The sequence below is a fragment of the Actinosynnema sp. ALI-1.44 genome, assembly GCF_001984155.1.
In the GTDB taxonomy this organism is placed as follows: Bacteria; Actinomycetota; Actinomycetes; order Mycobacteriales; family Pseudonocardiaceae; genus Kibdelosporangium.
Genome location: NZ_MTQO01000046.1, coordinates 324,808 through 337,672, shown reverse-complemented (window position 1 = coordinate 337,672; position 12,865 = coordinate 324,808). Strand labels below are relative to the sequence as shown.

The window sequence follows — 12,865 nt, the reverse complement described above, 5'->3', positions numbered from 1 at the left end:
CAGGCGACGCGGCGAGTACCAGGTTCGGGACGGCGGTCACCCTCTCCGGGGCACCTGCGACGATGAACCGGTGACCGCCGCTTTCGTCCGCGCCCACACCCGCCTGGGCAGCGCACCGCACGTCCCCGAGATCCGGCTGTACCTCGCCGAGGACGCGTTCGACCTGTGGGAGCGCGTGGAGGAACAGGTCGGTGAGAAGGGCCTGGCCCCGCCGTTCTGGGCGTTCGCGTGGGCCGGTGGTCAGGCACTGGCGCGGTATGTGCTGGACAACCCGTCGCTGGTCGCGGGCCGTAGCGTGCTCGACCTCGCCGCCGGGTGCGGTGTCGTGGCGCTCGCGGCGGCCAAGGCCGGGGCGCGGCGGGTGGTGGCCAACGAGATCGACCAGTTCGCCATCGACGCGATCCTGCTCAACGCCGAGGCCAACGGGCTGAGCGTGGACACCGAGCACGGCGACATGGTCGACGGCGACGCCGACGGATTCGACGTGGTGCTCGCCGGGGACATCTTCTACGACACCGCCGTGACCTCGCGGATGATGCCGTTCATCCGCCGCCTGCAGGCCCGGGACGTGACCGTGCTGGTCGGCGACCCCGGCCGGGCGCACCTGCCGCGGGAGCAGTTCTCCCGCGTCGCCCAGTACGAGGTGCCCGTGCCGAAGGCACTGGAGAACGCGGAGATCAAGACCACCACGGTGTGGCAGCCGCGTCCGCCGCGCTGACGCCAAGGGCGAGTGTCCGCCCGACACCGCCTGCCAGGCCTGCCGGGGTGGGCCTGGACCTACCCGCCACGGGGGAGTTGCCGCCATCGCCGCGGCACGGACCACGCGGTTAGCGTCGTGCCCACCACGAACCTGGGGGGTACCCATGGTGCAGCTCGCACTACGCTCGATCCGCTACCGGGCAGGCGGTTTCGCCGCCAGCCTGCTGACGTTACTGCTCGGCGCGACCATCCTGATGACGTTCGCGTCCCTGCTGGACACCGCCGCCGGAACCGACTCCCAGACCGCGGAATCACTCACCATCATGGCGAGTGTCGTCGGCGGGTGGGGACTGGTCATCGTCACCTTCGCCGCGGCGTCCACCCTCACCCTGCTCGTACGGCAACGCGCCGCCGAGATGACGCTCCTGCGCAACATCGGCGCCACCCCGGCGCAGATCCGCCGGATGCTGCTCGCCGAAGCGGTGACCCTGGCCGTCGTCGCCGTCGCGCTCGCCGCCGTGCCGTCGGTGTTCACCGGCCGCCTGCTGGTGGACCTGCTCGCCGACGCACGCCGTATCCCACCCGGCGTGACGCCCGCGTTCGGGCCGATTGCCCTCAGCATCGGACTCGGCGTCACCCTCGCCGCCGCCGCCCTCGCCGCGCTGCTGGCCTCCCGCCGCGCCACCAGCACCAGCGCCCCCCGCGGGTCAGCCACCCGCGGCCGCATCGCGGTCATCGCGGGCGTGCTCTGTCTCGCCGGCGGCATCAGCTGCGCGGTGACGACCATCGTCGCTCTCGACGACAGCGACGTCGCCGTGATGGCCGTCGGCGCACAAGGCTGCATCCTGTCCGCGGTCGGTTTCGCGCTGCTCGGGCAGCCGATCATCACCGCCGTGGCGGGCCTGCTCACCGCGCTGCGCCGCGGCGGCAGCCACCTCACCGTGGCCAACCTGCGCGGCCACACCCACCAGATGGCCGCGGCACTGGCCCCGATCGTGCTGTTCACCTCGATCGCGACCGGCACCCTGTACATGCAAAGCATCGAGAACAGCGCGGGCACCCGCCAGCCCGCCGAGATCGCGGACACCGTCGAAACCCTCAACTACGTCGTCGTCGCCATGATCACCCTGTTCGCGGCGGTGATGCTGATCAACACGACGGTGGCCGCCACCCTGCACCGGCGCCGCGAGTTCGGCCAACTGCGACTGGTCGGATCCACCCGCCCGCAAGTGGTGGGCATGGTCGGCAGCGAAGCGGGAGTGCTCGCCGCGGTCGGCGTGCTGTTCGGCACCCTCTCGGCCGCCGCGACCGTGATCCCGTACAGCGTCGTGAAAGCCGGGACGGTCCTGCCGGACGCGACGATCACCACCTACCTCGGTGTCGTGCTGGCCGCGGCGGTGCTCACCCTCGCGACCAGCCTCGCCAGCGCCCGCCGAGCCACCCGGCACCCGGCCGTCACCGTGGTCAGCGCCGCCTGACCCGTCCCCTGCGGTCGGCGACGAACCCCGGGTTCGTCGCCAACCCGGAGCGGGCCACGATCGAGTGACACGCTTGAGCTTCCAGCGGCTGGAGACTCTACGGTCGCCGACATGACGATCACGGTCCTGGACACCTACCCGGCCATCCAGGAGATCCTGCGCGCGCCCCACGCCGACCGGCCCGGCCTGCTCACGGCGATGGTGCGACCGGCGGCGGGCATGTACCGGTACTTCCCCGGCGAGGTCGACCTGGTCGCCATGCACCGAATGGGCTCCGGCTTCCCCCTCGACCGCGACGAGGACCAATGCCTCGACGCACTCGAGGCCATGCGCACGGCCGACGCGTGGAACCGGATCCGCCAAGCGCTCGACGACGCCCTCGCCACCCAGCTGACAGCCACCCCCGGCATCACGGTTCCGCCGGACATCACCGTCCTGCTGGTCATCGGCGACCCGGGCGACCAGCACTTCATGGGCACCGGCCTGGGCATGACGGCCAACGGCAGCGTCTCCGGCTACCTGTACCTCAACATCTGGCCCTACCCGGAGAACCTGGCGAGACTCGAAGCGACGGCGGTCCACGAACTCAACCACAACCTCCGCTACAACACCGGCAACGTCGTCTGGGACCCGGCGACAGTGACCGTGGGGGAGCAGATCGTCTCCGAAGGCCTCGCCGACGCCTTCGCCCGCCAGCTCTACGGCGACGAACTCGGATACGCCCGCGTCGGAGTACCGCACCTGACCGACGACGCGGTGTTCGCCAAGGTCATCACCGGCCTGGACATCACGGGCATGCAGAACTTCGCGGCCTGGGTGCACGGCGACGAGATAGCCGCCCGCTACGGCGCCACCCCGGTCGGCCTGCCCACCGGCGCCGGATACGCCGCGGGCAACCGGCTCGTCGACGCCTACCTGACCGCGACCGGCCACACCGCCGCCCAAGCGCTGCTCGCCGACAGCCGAGACGTCATCGACACCGCGCTGTCGACACCCTGACCACAGCCGCGACCTGGACCGCGCTCAACGGCCAGATCTACCGGGCCGTCCTGGAAGCAGGGCTGACTGGATCGAGGAGCGAACCGGCAAGTCCGCCCTTTACGCCCAGCCCTTGCCCTGGAAAGTGTCGCCGCGCCCCTGCGTTATCGTCAGAAACGTGGACGCTGAGAAGCCAAGTTCACCTTCCGCCAACGTCGGAGGATTCGCCGTCTGATTCGTGTTCTACGTCGCCATCGGGATGCCGCGACCAGACAGCACGCGATTTATCAGCTCGGACGGGCTGGTGGGGGTTCCGACGCGACAGCGGCGATCGCCGACGCGGCCGCGCATGACCTCAACCCTTATGTCCGGGCGTCCGCGCTTGCCCATCTCGCTCGCCGCGACGCCCAGCCTTTCGTGGGTCTGTTTTGCAACGCTCTGAGGGACCAAAGCCTCCTGGTGGTGAAGACCGCTATCGAAGGTTTGATTGCGGTCGGCGACCCGCGCCACGCCCCCCGCCTTGTGCGGTATCTCGACCATGAACTGCACAGCGTGCAACGGGTCGCCGCGACCGCCCTGCACGAATGGGGGTGGGCCACTGATGATGTCCGCCGCGCCCGAGTAGCGGTACCCCTGGAGGCGTGGACCGACGTCGCGTCACTCGGTGCGGGTGCTGTAGCAGTGGTGGCCAGGTCGTTGGCCCCGCTGTGGGCCTGCTGTATTTTGTGTGTCGGCAGATGTGCCTGCCCGCTTCCGAATCTCGGCACCCACGCGGCCAACTCGCCAGTGCGGCGGTTACGCCTGACCAACAGCCACCGATGCCCGGCGGGCTCGCCTCCGCCGCTGGCGAGGCCGATCCAGGCCCAGTTGTAGAACCGGTGTCCTTTCGCGCCCCTCCCGGCAGACAGGCGTTGCCAGGCGCGTTTCGGCAGCCGCGCGACCATCTCGTCGGCGGCGACCCACCCAGCGGGCACGCCGCTATAGAGAGCCCGCAGGATCATGCGCGAGGCCAGCGCGGGCTTGGTCGCGAACCTCGTATCCTCGGGCACTCCCGCCGCCGCGCACCGATCGGCATCACCGGTCCACGAGCGCGGCAGATAAAGCTCACGATCGATCAGCGCGTGCCCCACGGTGGTGGTTATAGGTCAGGAACACCCCGACCTGACTGTTCTCGATCCATCCGGCGGTGCCTGTTCGACGCGGTGATGCACCGCGCGCCAGTGGGCGACAGACGAGTTGACAATCGAAGATCGATGGGGACTGGTCCCTCGCAGTCGAGCCACTATGCATAAGTGTCGCGGTGCGCAGATGCGTCGCAGTTGGCGATCGAGACAGAAGAAGATCGCGACGACCCGCGCCTCGCCGTAGACCTGCTGCGCAAGGCCACAGTGGACGGTCACGGCGACGCGTTCCTCTACGAGGGCACCAGCAGCGAGAAGGTCACCGTCGACGCGGTGCTTGCCGACGAGAAGTTCATGCAAGGCCACGAGTTCGTCGCCGAGCGCATCGACGGCCAGGTCGCCACGGTGCTCGAGGAGGTAGGGATGCGCGAGGACGAGCTGGTGCGTGTTCCGGTGCTGCGGCGCGGGTACACCTGACAGGCCCTGGAGTCGTCGCGGATCGAGGTGAAGTCGCTCGAGGTGCTGCGCGAGCGGATGCGCACCGGCCAGGCACCCCAGACGCTCTACGCGGCGGCGAAGCGGATGGGTAAGCCGTTCGACGTCCGGTAGTGGCATTGCGGCGGCGTCGGCGATGTCGTTGTCGGTGAGCTGCGGGGCGGTGGTGATCGTTGTGCGGATCACGTGGCGCCGATGTTCGTAGGCGTCCATGAGGTCCATGTCGGCCGGGGGTGGCGCGTTCCTGCTCGACTCGGTGGGCGGCGGCCCGAAGCGCGTCGAGCGCGGCCTGGCGGGCGCGGGCGGCATCCAGCCTGCTGACACTGGCAGTCGGGATCACCGTGATCGTTCCGGTTGTGCTCGACGGCTGACGTCGTCGCATTCGGTGCGGGGACCTGCTGACCAGCGGCCCCCGCACTCGCTCACGACCAGCCCGCGCAAAGGCGGCAGCTGGCCTTCAGGAGGGCAGTTTCTGCGCGGCGACGGCCGCGAGGTTCTCCGCCCGGGGGCAGTATTCGGCGCCTGGTCGATCGCCTTCCACTGTCAGCACCACCACGTCGATGTGGGCTCGCGGCGCTGATGTCGGCGGCCGATGAGGCACGCTGACTGTGCACTTGTTGTTGGAGTCCGGGTCCAGCCAGACATACGCCGCGTGGCCACCCAGGTGGACCAGTTCGCCGTTGACCTTTTCCTGTGCTGGGTGCTGGTCGAAGCGCACGTTGATGCCGAGTCCGCCGACGGAGCTGAACCACTTGCACGCCCAATTCCCGAACACGTTGACGGCCGAATCGATGTCCACCGCGGCCACCGTGACGAGCGTCGTGCTGTCCAGCAACGTGCAGGCGTTGGCATGGGCTAGGGAATCGTCAGGGAATGGGCCGGCGCGCCGCGGGATCGAGCCGTTGCGAAGCACGGTCAACACGGTGTCGGTGGCGACCGTGGCTACTGTGCAAAGATCCGCTGGTGGGTTGTGTAGCTTCGCTGTCACGCGAACCGCGTACTCGTCATCCACGACCACGGTGCGGTCGCACTCGCTGTCGTTGTGGGCTGACTTGACGACTTCCAATGGTCGCCCCTGCACCACACGCGACGCGCGAGTGATCAACTGTACTTCGACGTCCACCGGGCGTTTCGCGCCCACGTCGATCAAGGCGTCACAGCGGTTGAAGTTGCCGTAGGTGGTCACTACTTTCACCGATCCGAACTGGCGTAATTGGTTCTCGTCGATCAACGCGCACGGGTCGGCGGTGCGTTCGTCGCCGATGACGCTACCGGGTGGTGTGGGCTGGAGCGCATCGGTAGGCTCTGGATGCTGTTCGAACAGTGCGGTGCCACCAAGCACTGCCACGGCGAGTATCACCGCGCTTTGTCGACGCAGGCGCTGACGCCGCGTTGGCCTTCGGGCACGGTGGTCAGTCGGCGACGGCGGTTCCCACTCGCCGACGATGTCCTTCAGACAGGTCCTGACTTCGGCCGCGGTTGGTCTCGTGTCAGGGTCGGGTCGCAGCATCTCCGCCAGCAGTGGGCCGAGTGCCCCGGCTTGCCGTATCGGGGGGGACATCGGCTAGTCGGACGCGTTCGAGAATTTCGTATGGTTCGCCGCTGCCGAACGGCGGCGTGCCCTCCACCGCAGCGAACAGGGTGGCGCCCAGAGAAAACACGTCCGAGGCCCGACTGGCCGGATACCCCTTGGCCACCTCAGGGGCGGCGTACGCGGGAGTACAGCTGAATTTGCTGTCGCCGGTGCAGGTGACATCTCGCCACAGGGAGATGCCGAAGTCGGTCAACTTGGCCAGGTCGTCGTCGGTGACGAGGATGTTGCCGGGCTTCACGTCGCGGTGCACGATGTTCTTCGCGTGTACCGCGGCCAGCGCGTCCGCGATCTGCAGACCGATCCTGGCCACTCGTCGTGGTGGCAATGCCCCGCTCGTCGCCAGCATCCTGTCCATGCTCTGCGTGGGCAGGTACTCCATCACGAGCCAGCAGCCGTCGGCGTCGATGGTGTCGAAGACCGAGATCGCGTGTGGGTGGTGCACTTGCGCGGCGTTCTGAGCCTCGCGGCGAAACAGCGCCCGACCGGCGTGGGTCACCTCGGCGTGCGGACGCTTGAGCGCTACCCGCCGTTTGAGCTTCCGGTCGAACGCCGTCCAGACGAGGCCGCCGGACCCGGAGCCGCAGATGTCTTGCAGCTCGTATCGCCCACCAACCAGATCCCCGGTGCGCACAGGAAACACGGTAACGGTAGCGGTAGGTGCCGTCACGCGCGTCCTGTCGAATCACCCGTTTGTCCTGCCGTTCATCGCAGCAATTCGGTGCTCAGATACGCCGGAACGCGGCGCGTCAGTGACCAACACCAACCTCGCCCGCGCCGACCGCTGACGACCCACCCAACAACCGTAAGACCACCACCACCTCGTGACCACCGTGACCAGCTAGAAGCTCCGCCAGCGCGGTTCAAACCCCTGGCGTGCAACAGAAACTACTTCAGAAGCAAGCACCAAACGGCCGGTGCTCACGTCTTGTCGGCGTCGATCGCCGCGCTCAACTCCCGCACAGCGACGTCATAGCGGTCGCGGTCGAACTGGAACGGGCCGAACGCGGTGTAGTCGCGTGCCCGGCGGTGAGGCTGTTGGAAGTCATCCCAGATCACCACCTCATCGGTCGTGGTGACCCGGGCCAACAGCGGCCAGCAGCCCACATCGCCGCAGCTGCATGCCAGCAGCGCGGTCCTCGGCCCGGTCGCGTCGGCGGGCAGTCCGTGGAAGTAATCCTCCACCGGGGCCGATCGGAAAACCCACGAGGCGAGACCGCCGTACACGTTGCCCGCCGGTCGCATGCCCGCGCCGATCTCGAACCGGTCGATCAGATCGGTGAGCGGTGCGCCGTCGACACGCGGAACGACCTGCGGCACACCGGAATCACCACGGCGCAGGTAGTCGAACCGGATCTCACTGCGGGCCACGCCGTGATTCTCCCAGACAATCCGCTCAGAGCCGACCCGCCTTGCGGACCATGAGGGCGGCCTGGTGGAACCGCTCACCCTCGTGCGGTTCGCGCCGCAACCGGGCGACCTCGTCGAAACCGGCCTCGCGCAACAGTTCCACGAGGCTGTCGGGCGACCACCGGTAGGCCAGCGACACCTTGTGGTCGAACTCCCGCGGAAGCGGGTCGTCCCCGGCGAAGAACCCGAGCAGCAGATGACCACCCGGCGCCAGCACCCGGTGGAACTCGGCGAACACGGCCGGCAGGTGCCGCGGTGGCATGTGGATGATGGAGTAGAACGCCAGAATGCCGCCGAGAACGCCATCCGCAAGGTCCAGAGCGGTCATCGATCCCTCGTGGAACCGCAACGCCGGATGCGCCTGACGGGCCAGGGCCACCATCGCGGCGGACAGATCGACACCGAACGCCGTCAGCCCCAGCGCGTGCAGATGCGCCGTCACATGGCCGGGCCCGCATCCGATGTCGGCGACCGGCCCAGCGCCGTGAGCCCGCACCAGGTCAGCGAACACGGCCAGCAGCGCACGTTCCATCGGCAAGGTGTCGAGCACATCGCTGAAAAGCTCGGCGTAGAGCGACGCGACAGAGTCGTAGGCGGCCTGGGTGTCCTGCAAGGTAACGGGTTCGGTCACGGCGGAACCCTATCGCCACCCTGCCTTCGTGATCGGCGACCGCCGGGTTCCGCGACGCCGCTGGCGAACGTCATCGGAGTCGGGCATGGTCCGGCGCTCAACTGTTGCCGCGCCGACTCCGGTAGGCCGCGACGCTGGCGCGGTGCGCGCAGGTTCGGGTGCAGTACTGCTTCGAGCCGTTGCGTGACAAGTCCACGAAGGTGGCCCGACAGCTGGGCCCGGCACAGACGCCCAGACGAGTCGGACCGAGCGTGGCGATCACGGAAGCCAGCGCGCTGAGCGTGGTCGCGGCCAGGTGCGCGGCGCAGCGGTCGGTGTCGGAGGTGACCTCGGTCCACCAGCGGCCGTGATCGTGGCGCAGCACCGGAGTGGCTCGGCTGCGGCGCAGACCGTCGTTGATCAGCATCGCGGCTGCGGCCGCGTCGGTGCTCGCTCGTTCGAGCACACCGCGCACCGTTTCACGCAACGCGCGGACCTCGGTCAGGTCGGTGCGGGTAAGACGCCGCCATGGACCGGTTCCCCGGTCGGTGGCCGTACTCGACGGCTCGCCCGGTCCGGCATGCGGATGGGCGTCGAGGAAGCCCTGGAGCTGGTCCACGGTCTCCAGCGCGTCTTCGCCCTTGACCGGCCTCAAGGTGTTGGCGAGATCGACGGCCAGCTCCACCGCCGACGTTCTGTGACACGCATCTAGCATTTGACGTATCTCCTCGCCGTTCGTAGAGTGACACTCATATCAGGTTTCACATGTCACAACATACCTCGGTGGAGACGACGATGCCGCAGACGATCCGGTCGGGAGAGCCCCTCGGCGGGGGAGCTGCCCACGGCCCGGACGGGCGTCGGCTGGGACTGGTCCTGGGGACGCTGGTGCTGCCGATGTACGTCGCACTGGGGGCTCCGGCGGTGGCGCTGCCGTCGATCGGCCGCGCGCTCGGAGTGCCGTTCGGGGCCACGGCATGGATCCTCGCCGCGTGGTCGCTGACCTCGGCGCTGGCGATGCCGGTCGCCGGTCGGTTGATGGCGCGGTGGAGCCCTTTCCGGGTCCTCGTCGCCGGGGTCGTCGCACTCAGCGCGGGCTCCGCGCTCGCCGCGGCAGGCCCGACGTTGCCGGTCGTGGTCATCGGTCGACTGATCGGTGGTGCCGGGGCGGGTGCGACCGTGATCGCCGTCTTCGCCGTGGCCACCGCCCTTCCCGGGCGGCACCGGCTGCGTGCGTTGGGAACGGTCGCAGCCGCCAGCGCGACGGCCTCGGCGTGCGGCACCCTGGTGGGCGGGGCGGTCACCGCGTGGCTGGGGTGGCGTGCCGTGCTCGCGATCCCGGTCCTCGCGCTGCCTCTCCTTCTGGTCGCGTCGGCAGACCGGCGCGCGTTCACGGGGGTCGGCGGCGGTGACCGCGACGGTGCTGCTGAGCGATTCGACGTCGTCGGCGCGGCGGTGCTGTCGGTGCTCGCCGGGTCGCTGATCACGGTGTTGCAGGCGCACTCGGTCGGCCTGTCCGCTCCGGTCACGCTTGCCGTGGCCGCCGCCGGGGCGCTCGCCGCGGTGGGACTGTGGTGGCGTGTGCGGCGCAGGCCCGACGGGTTCGTGCCCCGGCGAGTGATCGCGGCCCGCGGCGTCCCGGCGGCCGGGCTCGTCGGCGGGGCGGTCTTCGCCGGCTACTACGGGGTGCTGTTCCTCGCCCCGTCCCTGATCGAGCAGGCCACGGGCGGTGGCGCCCTCGAAGCCGGCGCCCTGCTGGTCCCGGCCGCCGCCTGCTCAGTGCTGGCGGCGCGACTGGTCGGCGCCGCGACCGCACGGTTCACCGCGTGGCAGGTCTCGGCCGGGCTTGCCGCACTCACCACCCTCGGCGTGCTCGTGGTCAGCGTGTTCAACGGGCCGATCGCGGTCATTGTCGGCGTGGCGCTGACCGTGTGCGGATTCGCCGGTGCCCAGGCTGTGCTGGTGGGCCTCGCGCCGGACCTGGTCGCCGCGGACGATCGTGACACCGCGCAGGGCCTGCTCACCTTCATGGTCAACCTGGGTGGCGGGATCGGTCCGGCCGCTGTCGCGGGCCTGTCCGGCATCGTGTCGGTGCCGGTGGCCCTCGCCGTGCTGGCGGTACTTCCCCTGGCCGGACTCGTCCTCGGCGTCACCCGGCGCCCCGGCGCCCGACATCCAGCGGACGCCGTCGACTCCCAGCCCGGCAAGTCCTGACAGAAAGCGAGCCAGCTATGGCCCCCGAGCCCTTCGAGGTCAGCATCACCGAAGCCGAGATCGCGGACCTGCGTGACCGGTTGCGACGGACGCGGTGGCCCGAGCCCGAGCCGGTGGACGACTGGTCGCAGGGAGTACCGCTGGCTTACGCGCAGGAGCTGTGCCGTAGCTGGGCCGAAGACTACGACTTCGGGTTCGCCGAGCGGCTCAACGTCTTCCCGCAGTACCGCGACACCGTCGACAGGCTGGGCATCCACTTCCTGCACGTCCGCTCGCCGGAGCCGAACGCGTTCCCGCTGGTGCTCACGCACGGCTGGCCGGGTTCGGTGCTCGAGTTCCTGGAGGTCCTCGGCCCGCTGACCGACCCGCGCGCGCACGGCGGGGACCCTGCGGACGCTTTCCACGTCGTCGCACCGTCGTTGCCCGGGTACGGCTGGAGTGACAAGCCGACGACGACCGGGTGGGGTGTCACGCGCATCGCGCGCGCCTGGGACACGCTGATGGTGTCGCTGGGGTACCAGCGCTACGGCGCACAGGGCGGAGACTGGGGTTCCGCGGTGTCCGGCGCGCTGGGCGAGGTGGCGCCCGAGCGGGTCGCCGGCGTGCACCTGAACCTGGGCTCCGTGACGCTAGGCAACTTCGACGACCCAACGCCCGCTGAACGGGCGAGCCTCGAGGCCGAGAAAGAGTTCCAGCGCACCGGCCGGGGATACTCGGGGCAGCAGGCGACGCGGCCGCAGACGCTCGGCTACGGCCTCACCGACTCCCCGTCGGGCCAGGCCGCCTGGATCGCGGAGAAGTACTGGGCCTGGACCGACCACAACGGCCACGCCGAGGACGCGGTGTCGCGGCAGCAGATCCTCGACGAGATCTCGGTCTACTGGTTCACCGCGTCGGCCACGTCGTCGGCACGCCTGTACTGGGAGAGCTTCGCCCACTTCCGCGACAAGGTAACCGCGCCGTCGGGCCTGTCGATCTACCCACGCGACATCACCCGCCCCTCGCGGCGGGAGGCCGAGCTGCGGTTCACCGACCTGCGCTGGTTCGAGGAACTGCCGCGAGGTGGCCACTTCGCCGCGCTGGAGCAGCCGGAGTCGCTGGTCGAGCAGGTGCGCGGGTTCTTCCGCCTCTTCCGCTGACCAGTAGTCGCAGACAGTTCGGAAAGCCACCCGGCCTCGAAGGCACCGTGGTCCGGCTCGAGGTCCAGCGGTTACCGTCCGGGGCGATCCCGGAACCGGTCTGGCACTGGTACTCGGCCACCGGCCTCGACCCTGCCGGGGTTGATCTGGGCCTGGCAGGCGTTCCTGTGAAGGTTCGACATCGACAGCACAACAGACGTCACCAGCCCGAGTCCGAAGAGGCTTCGGAACCGGCCACACCTAACCCGTCCAGCCCCACGCCATGACGTCCATACCGCCACCGGCACCCACACGCGAAAACCCAGCACCGGCAAGAAACCGAAGTCCAGCAACCCACGACACGGACACTGATCACGCCGTCGTCAGATCGGCCACCTCCGGCACAGGCTGCTTCACGACACGGTCGGCCGAGTCGCGAGTGGTGTACATGTCCCACAGGTCCGCGGCCAGGGCGTGCGGTTCCAGCATCGGGATGCTCTCGTCGGGCACGAACCGCCGCTGGGCCTCGCTGCCGCGCACGATGCCGCCGATCAGCAACAGGCCCGCGTAGACGCCCGTGTCGGCCAGTTCGTCGCGTAAGGCGTGCACGTAGTTGTGCAGTCCAGCGGCGGCCGCGCCGATGTTGCTGATCATGGGCATCGGTTCGGTCGCCGATATGCCCGTCGCGTACAGCACCGCGCCGGTGCCGCGTGCCAGCATCGACGGCAGGATCAGCCTGGTCAGTTCGACCGGGGCGATCAGGCGCAGTTCGAGTTGGGAGCGCAGGGCCTGTGCGGTGAGGCCCACGGGGCGGGCGGGCACCTCGTCCATTCCGGTCGCGCTCGACAGGGCCACGTCGATCTCGCCGATGTCCGCGACCACCTCGGCCAGCCGCGCGTGGTCGGTTATGTCGGCGACGAATGTCCTTGTCGGACTGTCGATCCTGGCCGCTACCGCGTCCAGTTTGGACTGGGTACGGCCGATCAGGGCGACGTGGAAGCCCTCGTCGGCGAATCGGGCCGCCGTGGCACCGCCGAGTCCGCTTCCGGCGCCGAACACCGCGATCGTCCTGGGCATGGGGTCTCCTCGATCCGGGAAGTTGAGGTCTTCCTCAAGATAGCAGAACATGAGGGGGGTCTCAACTTCGTAGG

At 69.3% G+C, this 12,865-nt stretch carries 13 protein-coding genes and 1 pseudogene; 7 read left to right on the top strand and 7 right to left on the bottom strand.

The window, feature by feature from the left end:
- Nucleotides 1-70: 70 nt before the first annotated feature.
- The 4 genes from ALI144C_RS24450 to ALI144C_RS59140 all read left to right on the top strand — a co-directional run bounded on the left by ALI144C_RS24450 (nt 71) and on the right by ALI144C_RS59140 (nt 4,028).
- On the top strand, nt 71-718 hold the full coding sequence (locus tag ALI144C_RS24450) for a class I SAM-dependent methyltransferase (protein WP_076989459.1): 648 nt from the start codon (nt 71-73) through the stop codon (nt 716-718).
- 145 nt (nt 719-863) lie between these two features.
- Entirely contained in the window at nt 864-2,177 is a 1,314-nt protein-coding gene (locus tag ALI144C_RS24445; RefSeq protein ID WP_076989458.1) for an FtsX-like permease family protein, read from the top strand.
- A gap of 111 nt (nt 2,178-2,288) precedes the next feature.
- Nucleotides 2,289-3,176, top strand: coding sequence for a DUF2268 domain-containing protein (locus ALI144C_RS24440; protein ID WP_076989457.1), 888 nt, complete (start codon nt 2,289-2,291; stop codon nt 3,174-3,176).
- A 201-nt stretch (nt 3,177-3,377) separates the two neighbouring features.
- On the top strand, nt 3,378-4,028 hold the full coding sequence (locus ALI144C_RS59140) for a HEAT repeat domain-containing protein (RefSeq protein ID WP_083753336.1): 651 nt from the start codon (nt 3,378-3,380) through the stop codon (nt 4,026-4,028).
- Here the strand turns inward: ALI144C_RS59140 and ALI144C_RS57675 are convergent.
- Nucleotides 3,929-4,367 (bottom strand): annotated as a pseudogene (locus ALI144C_RS57675) (transposase); the annotation flags it as partial. The gene ALI144C_RS59140 and the pseudogene ALI144C_RS57675 overlap by 100 nt on opposite strands.
- Before the next feature lie 107 nt (nt 4,368-4,474).
- Here ALI144C_RS57675 and ALI144C_RS24425 point away from each other — a divergent pair.
- Nucleotides 4,475-4,753 carry a protein-arginine deiminase family protein gene (locus ALI144C_RS24425; RefSeq protein WP_168211334.1) on the top strand — a complete coding sequence of 93 codons (279 nt, stop codon included), beginning with the start codon at nt 4,475-4,477 and terminating at the stop codon, nt 4,751-4,753.
- A gap of 475 nt (nt 4,754-5,228) precedes the next feature.
- Here the strand turns inward: ALI144C_RS24425 and ALI144C_RS24420 are convergent, their stop codons facing one another.
- The 5 genes from ALI144C_RS24420 to ALI144C_RS24400 form a co-directional block, all read right to left on the bottom strand.
- Nucleotides 5,229-6,119 (bottom strand): hypothetical protein, encoded by an 891-nt coding sequence (locus tag ALI144C_RS24420; RefSeq protein WP_143230827.1) that lies wholly within the window; start codon nt 6,117-6,119, stop codon nt 5,229-5,231.
- A gap of 142 nt (nt 6,120-6,261) precedes the next feature.
- On the bottom strand, nt 6,262-6,996 hold the full coding sequence (locus tag ALI144C_RS24415; RefSeq protein ID WP_076989453.1) for a serine/threonine-protein kinase: 735 nt from the start codon (nt 6,994-6,996) through the stop codon (nt 6,262-6,264).
- 287 nt (nt 6,997-7,283) lie between these two features.
- On the bottom strand, nt 7,284-7,733 hold the full coding sequence (locus tag ALI144C_RS24410) for a hypothetical protein (RefSeq protein ID WP_076989452.1): 450 nt from the start codon (nt 7,731-7,733) through the stop codon (nt 7,284-7,286).
- A 25-nt stretch (nt 7,734-7,758) separates the two neighbouring features.
- Nucleotides 7,759-8,403, bottom strand: coding sequence for a class I SAM-dependent DNA methyltransferase (locus ALI144C_RS24405; protein WP_076989451.1), 645 nt, complete (start codon nt 8,401-8,403; stop codon nt 7,759-7,761).
- A 97-nt stretch (nt 8,404-8,500) separates the two neighbouring features.
- Nucleotides 8,501-9,067 (bottom strand): CGNR zinc finger domain-containing protein, encoded by a 567-nt coding sequence (locus ALI144C_RS24400; RefSeq protein ID WP_237774287.1) that lies wholly within the window; start codon nt 9,065-9,067, stop codon nt 8,501-8,503.
- Nucleotides 9,068-9,165: 98 nt separating this feature from the next.
- Here ALI144C_RS24400 and ALI144C_RS24395 point away from each other — a divergent pair, with 98 nt between their 5' ends.
- Both ALI144C_RS24395 and ALI144C_RS24390 read left to right on the top strand, forming a co-directional pair.
- Entirely contained in the window at nt 9,166-10,596 is a 1,431-nt protein-coding gene (locus ALI144C_RS24395; RefSeq protein ID WP_237774286.1) for an MFS transporter, read from the top strand.
- A gap of 17 nt (nt 10,597-10,613) precedes the next feature.
- On the top strand, nt 10,614-11,735 hold the full coding sequence (locus ALI144C_RS24390; protein ID WP_076989448.1) for an epoxide hydrolase family protein: 1,122 nt from the start codon (nt 10,614-10,616) through the stop codon (nt 11,733-11,735).
- 351 nt (nt 11,736-12,086) lie between these two features.
- On the opposite strand, the gene ALI144C_RS24385 is transcribed toward ALI144C_RS24390, so the two are convergent.
- Nucleotides 12,087-12,791, bottom strand: a complete 705-nt coding sequence (locus tag ALI144C_RS24385) for an SDR family NAD(P)-dependent oxidoreductase (protein WP_076989447.1) — start codon at nt 12,789-12,791, stop codon at nt 12,087-12,089.
- Nucleotides 12,792-12,865 lie beyond the last annotated feature (74 nt).